Source organism: Budvicia diplopodorum (assembly GCF_009800925.1).
Lineage (GTDB): Bacteria > Pseudomonadota > Gammaproteobacteria > Enterobacterales > Enterobacteriaceae > Budvicia > Budvicia diplopodorum.
On the sequence record NZ_WOYF01000008.1, the window covers coordinates 1 to 12752 of the forward strand.

The window sequence follows — 12752 nt, forward strand, 5'->3', positions numbered from 1 at the left end:
TAGTGGGTTACGCAAGGAGTCGTAACGAGAAACGAGATCAAGGGCCTGTCCAATGTGCATAAAAAAATCCGGAAACGGGTGAGCATTTCCGGATTCTTACACAACCACTGGATCGGTCAACCGATCCCTAACTGATCGGCATTACTCCAACGACGGAGGTGTTTTGCATTCTGGCCTAATAATTATTTAAGCCCCAGCCTATTTAAGCCCCAATGCGACCATTAGCTGGCTATACATTGCATCGGCGCTTTTCTTGTATCCATTTTGTGATAAATGAACCAAGTCGGGCTGGGCGTTACCTTCTGCGGCCCAGTTCTGGATAGAACATTCTCTGCCCATAAACGCGCGCCAGTCCCAGAATAGCGTGTCCTGAGCCTGCGCTACTTCCCGTTGGATTTGAATAACGGCATTCAGCGGCTGGGGCTGCATTCGCTGGCATCCGCTCTGGTTTTTATTTTTGATGCTGTCGCTCGGGCCCATTAGCAGAATAACGGCCTGCGGCATTGACTGACGAATCTGGATCACTTTTTGTTCTAACTGCTGCTTGTAGTTGGCCAGATCCAGCGTGTCATTAAACGCTTCATTGGTACCGTAAGACAAAATAATCATATCCGGCTTGGTCTGAGCCAGCGTGTCTATCCACTGAGGCTGCCATTTGTCGACCATGGTTAGTGTTGCGCCGTTAATGCCTAACGCTGAAACAATGGCACCCGGCTGCTCACGGGTAATAAACCAGCCACCCAGCTTAAGCCCTTGGCCTGAACTGGCGGTAGCCTCTAACGGAAATGAGACCGGCTGCGTTGGTGAGAAACGCCACTGCCCGTTGGTGGCCGCTAAGTTTACGGCGCTGGAATTGACTGCCAGACTAGCGTCACTGGCCGATGAATAGAGAGCCTGAGCCAGATAGCGTTGATTATCTGCCGTGCGCAGCTTGATGCTAAGGCTACTTTGTTGGGCCGTTGGTTCAGCAATAAACCCGCCAAGCGGGAATTGATCCGATTTATCTTTACGGCTAGTCAGTACGTTCCACGCCTTTTTATCATGGCTAAAAATGATGTGGGAATAGCGTTGTCCCGGAACGGCAACCGGATTAACAAAGCCAATACCGCCGTTATGGAACCGTTTTTGGAAACGATCTCTTAGCTGGCCGGTGAAGAAATCAGCGGCGGTATGGGAATCGCCCAGCTGAACGATATGTACGCTGTGGTTAGCTGCGTTAGTTAACTTGGTCGAGAAAGTCGCCAGATTGGCTTCACCATAGTTGGTTAATTGTTGGTAATGTTCGCCGGGATTGATTGGGGACGTTTTCTCGATTTTTGTGGAGTGGCAGGATACCAACAGTAGCGTGGTGGCTAATGCCATCAGCCTGAGCGATGTCCTGATCATGTCTTGTTTTGTTGAAATTTTATTCATTTGTTCTCTGCTATTTTTGTTTCTTCTTTCGCTGTTTTATCCACCGAAACAAAGGAGAGTATACGCTCAGCAATCATCTTTTGCCCGGTCGGAGTAAAATGAGTGCCGTCATCGCTACGCAGTTTAACCTTGCTATTACCCACTTCAAGATAGTCTGAGTATGCCCCATCGTGATATTCAAAGATATCATTGACCGGAATATACAGCTGCTCAGCCAGAGCAACCTCAGACTTATACAGACCGTTCAGGTAGCGTATGCCGTCAGACAGGGCCTGTTTGCGCATATTGGGTGGCCCGACCCAGATAACGTTAATATTCCGAGCTCTTGCCTGCGACAGGATGTCTTCTATCCGACTACGGTAAAGCTGTTCCCACTCTGCACTCATAAATTTATAGAATCTGGCGCCTTTATTTGGCGGCATATCCCACGGGTCATTGGGACCAAGGAAGATGACTATCAGACTGATATCTGGATTCTTTTCCAGCGTATCGGCAATGGTTCTCGGCCAGTTAAAGAAACCCGGATAGGCCAGACCGGTGCTTTGCTTACTGAGGTTAATGCTTTTAACCTCATACGCCGTGGCTAGCGTTTTCATCACATAGGGCGCAACCCCCTGCATCATCGAGTCGCCGACAAACAGTACTTGGTTTTCCGGCTTTAAGTGAATTGGCTGACCGGGAATAATACGGTTGGTATTGTCCACTTTGGCTTCAGGCTCAGTGGTAATGATGCCTGATTCAACCATGGTCCCTGAGCCGACATCGGTGGTAATAGAGGTAATCTTCAGGAACGTCGGTATTTTGTACAGTAGCTTTTCCCGTAGCTCGGGCGTATTCCATTCACAGTCCGCTTGGTTAGACGCTAATACCGGTGATTTTTCTGCACCGGTTGGTTGCTGGTCATCACCGGTGTTTTCAGCGGTGGCGCTATTGGTTTCGCCGCTTAGCGTAGCGACAAACGCCTGCTTGGCGGCGACAAAGGCGCTGGTCAGGCGACCACCGCTGGTCCAGATTGGGCTTTCAACGCGCGACCACGGGCTTTCGCGGTGGAACTGCTGTTGCCAGTATAGCGAGAGGGACTGTTGGTTTAGCCAGACTAGCCCCAATGCGCTGAGCAGCAGGATATAAACCACTTTATATGCCTTGCTTAAGACATCGTTATAGTTAGAAGTTAGCATAAATGAACCCCGGAACCCCAGCAGGAGCAAATATGAATACCAGCGTTAAAAAGGCGATTAATGGAGCGGGGTAGGCATACCAGGGTAATCGTTCAACCATGTTGACCAACGACGCTTTGATTTTGGTCCACAGCGGATAAATCGACACTAACAGTACAAACAGCCAGACGAGGACTGCATTGCAGTCTAAGAATAGTGATGACAGCGAGATTTCGCTCAGGCGATGCAATATCACCCCGGCACTGCCAAAATCGCTGGCGCGGAAAAATATCCACGCGAAGCAAACGTAGTGGAACGTGAGCAGCTGGGCTGCCAGATTAGAGACGATATGGCCGCTGGCCGAGGCTGGCCGGTATTTATGTTTAATATTGAACAGGACGAGCCCAAGCCCATGCAGGGCACCCCAAACGATAAAGTTAAGGCCCACGCCGTGCCAGATACCGGAAATAACCATCGCGGCCATCAGGTTAGCGTTTTTTCGCATAAACCCATTTTTGTTGCCGCCCAGCGGGATATAAATATAGTCCCGGATGAACTCAGACAGGCTGATATGCCAGCGTTTCCAGAACTCTTGCAGGTTGTGAGATAAATACGGCGAGTTAAAGTTCTTGGGTACCTGAAAGCCCAGCAGCAGCGCCAGACCGGTAACTAAGTTGGTATAGCCTGAAAAGTTAAAATAGATCTGCCACGCATAGGCATAAACGGCGATCAGGATTTGCAATGGCTCGGCGTTGTCGGGGGATTCAAATACGCCGTTAACCAAGTTCTCTGCCAGAAAGGCGCTGCACAAAAATAGCTTAGCAATGGCCCATGCGATCAGGGCGATAGCCCGATTAACGTTGAGCAGTTCGCGGGGCTGTTGCGGATGAATCTGCGGCAGAAATACGCTGGCCCGGTTAATCGGGCCAGCGACGATGCTGGGTAAAAAGCACAGGTAGAGAATTAAGTCTGGAAATGATGCCGGTTTAATTTCCTCTTTACACACCGAGACCACATAGCTGACGGAGTGAAACGCGTAGAACGACAGCCCCAGAGGAACCAGTATATCGAGCACCGGCATCTCAACGGTTAAACCGATCTGCGCGAGCTTAGCCTGAAGCCCTTCGCGAAAGAAAGGATAGTATTTAAACAGGGTAAAGCAGGAGACCACCAGAGCGGTCAGCAAAATGTAAACCGGCTTTTTGCCGCTCAGCCTATTGGATGTCGATAACCGCCCCAGCAGATAGATGAATATGCTGTATCCAAACAGGATAACGGCTGAACCGATAGAAAATGAATAGACAAACAGATAGCTTGCCGCAATGAGCAAATAGTTTTGAACGGCAACATAAGGCCGGAGTAACCAATAGAGTAAAAAGAAAATGACAAAGTAATAAGAAAAATCTAACGAGAAAAAACTCATTTGCCCCGACCTGTACGCTAAATACTGGTATCTGTCCCTGATAGGCAAATAATTTACGATAAAGGCCGATAACCATCAGCGGTGATGAATTATGAAGCAGCATCCCGACGGGGCGGTGTTGTAGGGCCTATATGCTATCAGAGACGGAAATTACTCTATGATTGCGTGAGATTATCCCATTTCGCGAATTTAAAACCAACGCCTTTTTATTCTATTTCAGAAAAAGTTGGCGATTAAATAAATAGCCAAAAACTTACTGATTAGTCTTTTATTAATAGCTTTATTAACCGTTTTATTACGTTAAGGGGAAAATAATTACCGGCGGTTTATTGGCTATTATTAGATGCGCTATTGCCACCGTTTCTTTATGCAATTTCAAATTAGCTATTGGTTTCATCATGGTGCTTCATGTGGCGATAGCGCGTTTACTGTCTAACAACGGCAGCCAACGCCAACGCGAGTCAGCATTAATGCCCGCTAGACGTGCCCTTCGCCGCCATAATAAACGGGGGCTTAGCAAACCAAATAAGCACAATCATCGCCAAAAAAATCCAACCTAACAGGGTAAAGTAGTCGATGGTTGACATCATATAGGCCTGTTGAACTATCTGATTATCAACGCTAGCCAGATTTTGTTGAGTGATGCCGCCAACGGAATGTAGGTAATCCAGCGTATTTTGGTTATAGATGCTGACGTTTTCATTAATATTGGCGTGGTGAAAGACTTCCCGACGGTTCCAGATCCAGGTTGTCAGCGATGAGGCAAAGCTGGCGCCTAGAGTTCTTAGGAAGGTGGCCAGCCCTGAGCCATCGGCGATATCGGGGCCAGAGAGCTTCGACAGTAGAATTGACGTCAACGGCATAAAGAACATGGCAACGCCTATCCCCATATACAGCTGCACTTCGGCAATATGCCTGAAATCGATATCGGTATTAAACAGCGCGCGAATAAAGCAAGAGCTGCTGATAACGGTAAATGAAATGCTGGTCAGCAGCCTCAGATCGAACCGGTGAGCGTAATTACCCACGATCGGCGCGAGGAAAAACGGAATTATTCCCATTGGCGCTGCGGCCAGCCCGGCCCAAATGGCCGTGTATCCCATTTGTGTTTGTAACCATTGAGGAAGGATGATGTTAATAGAGAAAAAGGCAGAATAGCCCAGCACCAGCACCAGCGTTCCGATGGTAAAGTTGCGATCCTTAAACAGATTGAGTTTTACGATAGGATTTTTCTCGGTCAGCTCCCAAATAACAAAGCAAGTCAGTGCAACCCCGGCGATCAACGACATCCAGAGAATAAAATGAGATTCAAACCAGTCGAGATCGTTGCCTTTATCCAGCACAACCTGCAGGGTGCCGACGCCAAGCACCAGAAGCATCAGCCCGATATAGTCGATCGGTGATTTTACAATTTTTTCCGGCATTCCTCTCAGCTGAGTCAGCACCACGAAAATGGCAAACACCCCGATTGGCACATTGATAAAGAAGATCCACGGCCAGGTGTAGTTATCGGTGATCCATCCGCCGGTTATGGGCCCGACAATCGGTGCAACCACCGTTAGCATTGATATGAGCGCCAATGCCAGCCCTCGCTTAGCTTTGGGGAAAATCGCCAGTAGCAGCGTTTGTGACATCGGGAACAGCGGCCCGGCAAAGAATCCCTGTAGCGCGCGAAAGAAAATGAGCTGCGGCATGGACTGAGCCATACCGCATAAAAATGAGGTAATGGAAAACAGACCGATAGCCACGGAAAACAGCTTTATTGGCCCAAACCGGCGGGAACACCAGCCGGTCAAGGGCAGGGCAATAGCATTACAAACGGAAAACGAGGTAATAACCCAAATGCCCTGATCGGAACTTACGCCAAGGTTACCGGCAATGGTCGGCAGGGCCACGTTGGCAATCGTGGTATCCAGCACTTGCATAAAGGTTGCAAGCGCAATACCAATGGTGGCCAACGGCAGGCTAAGGGGCCGAAAATCCGCATCACTCATTGATTCATTCCGGTCACATTTTTAGTCTGAGCGGCATCGGGCCTGTTGCTGCCGTTGTCGTGCAAAATAGACTCAACCAGTTGGTCAGCCTTGACCATTTGATCCTGATAAACGTTGGTAGAAAAACGCGGTTTTCCCGTTGGTGCATTGGGCAATAGCAGGCCATCAGTATCGTGTAGATCGATGCTAACCACGGATGAAAGCCCGATTCGTAGCGGATATTTATCCAGATTATCGCCGTCTAGCTGAATGCGAACGGGCAACCTTTGAACTATTTTTATCCAGTTACCGCTGGCATTTTGGGCCGGTAATAGTGCGAAAGCGCTGCCGGTTCCCATTCCCAGCGATTCAATTTTACCGCGGTATTTGACCTTATCGCCGTATAAATCCACCGTGATGGTGGCAGGCTGGCCAATACGCATCTCCTGCATCTGATTTTCTTTAAAGTTGGCATCAATCCAGATTTGATCTTTTGGCACGATCGCCATCATAGATGTGCCCGACGGAATATGGCTACCAACCTGAACCACTCGCTTTGCTACATAGCCGCTGACCGGTGCGACAATGGTGGTTCGTTGGTTATTCAGGTAGCTCTGGCGTAGCTGAGCAATGGCCGCTTTAATTTCCGGATGAGACTCGATAATGGTGTCGTCCACCAGCGCAATATTGGTTGCCAGCTCTTTTTGAGCGGCAATCAAATCGTTTTTCGCCGAGCGCTGGGTATCACGATAGTGGAGCAGATCTTCCTGTGAAATGGCTCCTGAAGCCGATAGCTTTTGGCGGCGGTTATAGTCATCGGTCGCCTGAGCGTAGGCGACCTGTTTCATTTCAACCTGAGCCCGATAGCTGTCGACATTACTGTACAGGCCGCGTACCTGACGAACGGCCTGAGCTAGGCTCGCTTCGGCATTTTGTAAGGCAATCTCAGTATCGTGAGGGTCGAGCAAAACCATCGTCTGGCCCTGTAAAACATAGTCTCCCTCATCGGCCACCACCTCAGTGACAATGCCGGAAATCTGTGGCGTAACCACGATCAGGTTACCGTTGACATAGGCATTGTCGGTCTCTTCGTAATAGCGACTATAGAGCGCATAGTATAAATAGCTGCCGACGCCACCGATGATGATAATCGCCAATAAAATAAGAAACGACAGTTTGCGTTTATTGCTCTTTTTAATCGACTGCCCTGACGATGGCGTATCGTTAGCCGAGGTTTGAATAGGCTGCTCTGCCATGATATTTCCTGATAGTTCTCTGATGGTTAAACGTAGAGGCCGGTATGAAACTTACTCTGCGCCGGAATCGATTATTTTCTTAATCAAGTGCTTTAAGGTACTGATTTCGTCATCGTTCAAATTCCGGGTCATGCTAATAGAGGTATCGAACACAATCTGAGGAACTTGGGCTATCAGCTCATCGCCGCGCGGTGTTGGCTGAATGATGACCTGACGGCGGTCTTGAGCGTTTTTTACCCTAACCAGCAGGCCCTTTTTCTCTAAACGATCTAACAGACGGGTCAATGCCCCTCCGTCGAGGCTGAGACGACGGCAAATTTCAACCGGATTAACCATGCCCTTGCTGATACAAATAATCACTTTAAACTGCGCTGCGGTGATATCCAGATGAGCCGTACGCTGATTGAGTTCCCGGTCTTTATGCTGATTCAGCAAATGTATTAAGTGCCCTAACGATCTTTCGCTAGCGGGCACGTTGTCACCAGAAGTTTTCATTTAGATACTCAGGGTTAACGTTGTCTTTTTCATCAAGAATATGGAGGTAATTGCCTAGGCAAATATAGGGTAAGATACCCGAAGTCGTCAATCCGGCGGTGAAAAAAATTTATGTTATGACGCGAAAGCGGCGATAGTCCGGTTTCTTAACTATCCGTATTTATCCGTATCGCCGCTGGCCTGAAGCCGTGATGACCCAATGGAGGAAGTGTAGAAGTGAACACATCTTATTACAAATGAAGGGAAGTACTCGGTTACTGTTCCAGCCAGTGGCTATCTGACTGAATGAACTTAACCATCAGGTCCGCCAGATTGGCATAAAAGCCGAATGCGTCGTGTTTTCTGCATGCCTGACTAAAGTCTGGCAGCCAGCTTAGCAGTTGGGCAATTTGCTGTTTTTGTAGTAACAGTAGCGCCTCTTGTCGTTCAGGCTGCTCTGCTGATGCATAGGCTAAGTGGCCGATCAGTTCCAACAAAACGGCAAGGTGATCTTCCGGTTCGTTAAACGCACTATGTAGCTTGAGCCCGAGGCTGGCTAGCTGTGCCTGAACGTCGGAGCAGGCCTGCTGCCTGAACTTTGGCGCGCTGCTTTTATCGGTATGGATAGAGGCATAAGGCTGGGTTTCAACCGGCTTTGGCATTAAAAATAGACCGGCAAAATCGGCTGAGAGTTCGAGCACGGCGTCCTGTCGCAGGTTTAATGCCGTTAAAGACTGCTTAAACTGATTAACCGATGCGGTTAATGACGCTTCGGTGCCCAGCGCGGTTAGCCATTGATTAACCGGTGGTGAAAGCAGGCGGGCAATGCCCTCTGAATCTAGCTCTTTGGCAAACAGCCCGCTAAACCAAGCGTAAATAGTCGCCCTGTGCTGGCAGATAAGCGCCAGATCTTGATTGTGGCTCATGAGGTACTCCCGTTTGGCTTTGCCATCAGACTGCTGACAAAGTCGTTCAATTTGGTTTTATCGTAAGTTTCGTCCGCGTCATCAACGCCGGAATATTCGCTTTGCCTAGCGGCCGAGGGGCGGCGTTTTTAGGTGCATAGGGCTCCGGGCATAGCTTTCCTAGGGGCGCTCCGGCGGGCAAGCCCGCTACGACCCCAACGGACAACGCCGTCGGGAACGGGGTTGAACAACACGTAAGTGTTGGCCCGTAGGGCAGGCTACAGGAAGTAGCCTATAAAACTCTCCCTTCGATTGACTATTTTAAGACCAAGCATTCAATGATTAAGGTTTGTCATCAATCTGTTGGCCGCCGTATTTACAGCGGCCATTTTACGCTATTTCTCTGCCGGTTTTGGCACATATTCACATTGAGCAATCATCTCTTTGGGGCCGTTAAAGGCCTCAACCTTGATGCTGTCTCCGTTGAAACGCTCAATTTGTACCAGCGCGGTGTGTGCCGAGGTGGCCTGTGCCAGTTCGGAAGAACCAATATCCAGCGTCAGCACGTTCGGATTACCATAGCGGCACAGCCCGGCATGTTCACCGCCCGATACCGGGTCGTACCACGCACCTTCATGTAACCGAATAACGCCCGGCTTATACCGGTCTGATACCACGGCCCCGGCCAGTACCTGACCGCGATTATTAAATACTCTGACCGTATCTCCGTTTTTAATCCCGCGGGATTCAGCGTCTTTCGGGCTGATAAACAGCGGTTCCCGACCGTCTACGCCGTAGAGCTTACGCAGGGTTTCAGATTCACAAAGCTGCGAATGGAGACGGAAATCTGGATGGCAGGATTGCAGATGCAGCGGGAACTTATCCGAAGACGGGCCGCCGTGAGAACGCTCTGCTTTCTCAAACCACATCGGATGCCCCTGACAGTCTTGGTAATTAAAGGCAGCGATAGTTTTTGAGTAGATCTCAATCAGGCCGCTTGGCGTGCCCAGCGGTTCCAGATCGGGATCTTCACGGAAAGACTGGTGGCGGACCCACAGGCTTTCACCCTGAAACTCAACGTACTCTTTCTCTTTCCAGAAGGTATCGAAGTCGGGCAGGGTAATTGATTTCGTTTTCCCCTGCTGTACGCCTTCCTGATAGATGCGCTTAATCCAGCCCATCTCATCCAGACCTTCGCTAAAGGCAGCTTCACGGTCAAAGCGTTTACACAGCTCGCGGAAAATATCAAAGTCATTGCGCGATTCAAACTGCGGTGTCACCACCTGCTTCATTGAGATTAAGCCACGGTTAGAGTGGTTACCGAACTGGTCGATATCATTACGTTCGAACTGCGTGGTTGCCGGAAGAACAATGTCTGAGAAGCGGCAGGTGGCATTCCAGTGGTTATCAACCGTGATAACGGTTTCCAGCGTTTTCCAACCTTCAATCATCCGGTTATATTGCTGATGGCGATGGAACGGGTTGGTTCCGGCAAATACGCACATTTTAATCAGCGGCAGCGTAACGGCTTTACCGTTCCAGTTAATGGATTTGCCGGGGCTGAGCATGGCATCAACAAACCGGGCAATCGGAATAGAACTGCTATAGTTTTTGAAGTCGCCGTTATGAATTGGCGGCGTGGCGGTGGCTCCTGAGAATCCACCCAAAATAACGCCTTTACGGGTTGGAACACCGGCACCGTTGTAGTGCCAGCCGAAGCCAAAGCCTCCGCCCGGTAGCCCGATTTGTCCCAACATCGCGGCAATGACCACAATCATCCACGCCCACTGCTCGCCGTGTTGCATGCGCTGAACGCACCAGCCGGCAATAATCTGGGTTCTGTCGGTAGACATTTGTTTTGCCAGCGCCCGAATAACGTCGGCGTCAATGCCACATATTTTGGCTGCCCATTCGGCATCTTTTGGCTGGCCGTCAGTAGCGCCTAGCAGGTACGGCAGGAACTGTTCGAAGCCGACGCAGAACTCGTTTAGGAAACGCTTATCGTGCAGGTTTTCGCTGTAAATCGTATGGGCAATCGCCAACTGCAACGGAACGTCGGTTTGAGGATTCAGGGCGATGTGCTGCACCTTATCCCGGCCCAGATAATCGTGAGTTGATGAAACGGTCGGATCGATACTAACAACTTTAATTTCGCCGCTGGCTACTTTCTCTTTTAACTGAGCGTAGTAGGCATATTCATCATGATCCGGACACCACCAGGCAACCTGCAGGTTTTTATACGGGTCGGAACCCCAAATAACGATGGTTTTGCTGTTTTTAAGCACCAGTGGCCACGAAGTTTGTTGCTCATACACTTCCATCGCGCCAACAACGCGGGGCAGAATCACCTGAGCAGCGCCGGTTGAATAGTCACCGCCGGTACTTAATGAGGTACCGTGCAGGCTAATGGCGCGGCTCAGCATGGCGCCCGGGTTATGTAACATACCGGTTGACTGCCAGCCGCTGCTGGTCAGCAGTGCGGATGGGCCGTACTGGGTTTGGACGCGCTCTAATTCCTGATAAAACAGATCCAGCGCTTCATCCCAACTGACTCGGACAAACCGGTTATCACCGCGTTGGGTGGTGTCACTGTTATGGCGATTACGTAACCAGTCAACGCGCACCATCGGATAGCGAACCCGTGAAGTGGCATACACATGGTCAGCCAGCCCGTTGATCATCTTGGTGGGGTGCGCGTCTAGCTCAAAGGGAACGGCTTCGACAAAGCGGCCGTTGACCACTTTGGCGCGGATTGCTCCCCAGTGGGAGCCGGTTAATACTAAACGAGTGGTATCGGCACTGGCCTGCGCTTTGGCAGAAACCAGCAGCGACGGACTTAATAAACCGACGGCAGCACAGGCTCCCATACCGGATAAAAAGTGGCGTCTGGATACGTTCATGGCGTTAGTTTTCATATTCATTGGTTTCTCCTGACGGCGTCCTGTTATTTTTGTTGTTCTTTAGGCATGTCTGATGCATTTACCTGCAAATATTTCAACAAGATGCGCTCTTCCTGCGTATTCAGACTGGTAAAACCAATCATCCCTTTCAGGGTGCCGATCCAAGCGTTGGCATCGTAGTGTTTGATATCCGGCGCGCCGTGGCACTGATTACAGGTGCTGTTGTAAAGCGTTCCTGCGTATTCCCATATTGGTTCAACGCGATTAATCAGCTCGCCTTTTTGTATCCATGCAGTGGTGCTCACTTTGCTCCACTTAGCGTCGGTATCTTTAACCACGGTTTGTTCCAGAACCTTGGCCCGCTGCTGCACTTCACCTCTCAGGGTGGACACGAAGATCCGCTTGCCCGGTAAGAGGGAAAGTACCCGCTGGCGTCCGTCGGTTTCAGTCCAGCCTTCAATGCTGACTTCCAGCCAGTCGCCGTCACGTTTGAGCACTTTGATTTCAGAGGCCGGCAGCAGTGAACCTTCAGGCTCTTTATCGCCTTTGTTGGCAAAGATAGGCTTCTGATTCAGGGTGTATAACGTATTGGCGTCAGACTGAGCCTCGGCATCTTTCACCAGCTTCTCGAAATCTTTCTTTAGCCCGGTGCTCATGTCAGGCATTTGATGCGCCAGACCTTTATGGCAACTGATACAGCTTTGGTTATCTTTGGCCGCGATTTTCATCTGCTTGGCGGCTTCCGGATGCTGCTTGGTATGGTCCATCGCGTCGTAATCGTGGCAAGAACGGCAGGTGGCAGAGTTATTGGCTTTCATCCGCGCCCACTCGCGTTCGGCCAGCTCGGCCCGCTTGGCTTCAAATTTTTCAGGGGTATCGATTGAACCGGTGATGAACTTTTGATAAAGATCGTTAGTGGCTTCGAGCTTCCGGCCAATGGTGGCTAACGTTCCCGGTGGGATGTGGCAGTCGCTACATTCAGCCCGAACGCCCGAGGCGTTACTGAAGTGAGCGGTTTGTTTATATTCTTTATAAACCGTATCTTCCATCTCGTGGCAACTGACACAAAACTTTGTCGATCCGGTAATTTCAATACCCGCATGTGGGAGTAAGATCGCAGCGACACCAATAATGATTCCGATAGTTAAAATAGCAAGAACGGACCATTTTTTGCTCGGCGTCTTTAATTTCAGCCACAGACTTTTCATTTTGAATTCCTTAATTATGGCATGGACGGTATTTTTATTATTT

Annotated in this window: 9 protein-coding genes; all 9 read right to left on the reverse strand. The window is 49.8% G+C overall.

Annotation, left to right across the window (positions count from 1 at the left end):
• Positions 1 to 198 precede the first annotated feature (198 nt).
• The 9 genes from GVI43_RS09415 to torC all read right to left on the reverse strand — a co-directional run bounded on the left by GVI43_RS09415 (position 199) and on the right by torC (position 12709).
• Entirely contained in the window at positions 199 to 1413 is a 1215-nt protein-coding gene (locus GVI43_RS09415; protein ID WP_159566613.1) for an SGNH/GDSL hydrolase family protein, read from the reverse strand.
• The gene (locus GVI43_RS09420; RefSeq protein ID WP_159566614.1) at positions 1410 to 2591 is read right to left on the reverse strand and encodes an SGNH/GDSL hydrolase family protein; all 1182 of its coding nucleotides are present in this window, start codon (positions 2589 to 2591) and stop codon (positions 1410 to 1412) included. The genes GVI43_RS09415 and GVI43_RS09420 overlap by 4 nt, the downstream gene beginning before the upstream one ends.
• Positions 2578 to 3993: an MBOAT family O-acyltransferase gene (locus tag GVI43_RS09425; protein WP_159566615.1), complete on the reverse strand. Its 1416-nt coding sequence runs from the start codon at positions 3991 to 3993 to the stop codon at positions 2578 to 2580. Before GVI43_RS09425 ends, GVI43_RS09420 begins: the two co-directional genes overlap by 14 nt.
• Before the next feature lie 467 nt (positions 3994 to 4460).
• Positions 4461 to 5987, reverse strand: coding sequence for a DHA2 family efflux MFS transporter permease subunit (locus tag GVI43_RS09430; protein WP_159566616.1), 1527 nt, complete (start codon positions 5985 to 5987; stop codon positions 4461 to 4463).
• On the reverse strand, positions 5984 to 7222 hold the full coding sequence (locus GVI43_RS09435; protein WP_159566617.1) for an HlyD/EmrA/EmrK family protein: 1239 nt from the start codon (positions 7220 to 7222) through the stop codon (positions 5984 to 5986). The genes GVI43_RS09430 and GVI43_RS09435 overlap by 4 nt, the downstream gene beginning before the upstream one ends.
• Positions 7223 to 7273: 51 nt before the next feature.
• Positions 7274 to 7717 carry a MarR family transcriptional regulator gene (locus GVI43_RS09440; protein ID WP_159566618.1) on the reverse strand — a complete coding sequence of 148 codons (444 nt, stop codon included), beginning with the start codon at positions 7715 to 7717 and terminating at the stop codon, positions 7274 to 7276.
• A 254-nt stretch (positions 7718 to 7971) separates the two neighbouring features.
• Positions 7972 to 8622, reverse strand: a complete 651-nt coding sequence (gene torD / locus GVI43_RS09445) for a molecular chaperone TorD (protein WP_159566619.1) — start codon at positions 8620 to 8622, stop codon at positions 7972 to 7974.
• A 374-nt stretch (positions 8623 to 8996) separates the two neighbouring features.
• Positions 8997 to 11516 (reverse strand): trimethylamine-N-oxide reductase TorA, encoded by a 2520-nt coding sequence (torA, locus tag GVI43_RS09450; RefSeq protein ID WP_159566682.1) that lies wholly within the window; start codon positions 11514 to 11516, stop codon positions 8997 to 8999.
• 29 nt (positions 11517 to 11545) lie between these two features.
• Positions 11546 to 12709, reverse strand: coding sequence for a pentaheme c-type cytochrome TorC (torC, locus tag GVI43_RS09455; RefSeq protein WP_159566620.1), 1164 nt, complete (start codon positions 12707 to 12709; stop codon positions 11546 to 11548).
• Positions 12710 to 12752 lie beyond the last annotated feature (43 nt).

Coding starts and splice junctions, on each gene's coding strand:
- torC (WP_159566620.1), bottom strand. CDS start 12,709: ATGAAAAGTCTGTGGCTGAAATTAAAGACGCCGAGCAAAAAATGGTCC.
- GVI43_RS09440 (WP_159566618.1), bottom strand. CDS start 7,717: ATGAAAACTTCTGGTGACAACGTGCCCGCTAGCGAAAGATCGTTAGGG.
- GVI43_RS09425 (WP_159566615.1), bottom strand. CDS start 3,993: ATGAGTTTTTTCTCGTTAGATTTTTCTTATTACTTTGTCATTTTCTTT.
- GVI43_RS09415 (WP_159566613.1), bottom strand. CDS start 1,413: ATGAATAAAATTTCAACAAAACAAGACATGATCAGGACATCGCTCAGG.
- GVI43_RS09430 (WP_159566616.1), bottom strand. CDS start 5,987: ATGAGTGATGCGGATTTTCGGCCCCTTAGCCTGCCGTTGGCCACCATT.
- torD (WP_159566619.1), bottom strand. CDS start 8,622: ATGAGCCACAATCAAGATCTGGCGCTTATCTGCCAGCACAGGGCGACT.
- torA (WP_159566682.1), bottom strand. CDS start 11,516: ATGAAAACTAACGCCATGAACGTATCCAGACGCCACTTTTTATCCGGT.
- GVI43_RS09420 (WP_159566614.1), bottom strand. CDS start 2,591: ATGCTAACTTCTAACTATAACGATGTCTTAAGCAAGGCATATAAAGTG.
- GVI43_RS09435 (WP_159566617.1), bottom strand. CDS start 7,222: ATGGCAGAGCAGCCTATTCAAACCTCGGCTAACGATACGCCATCGTCA.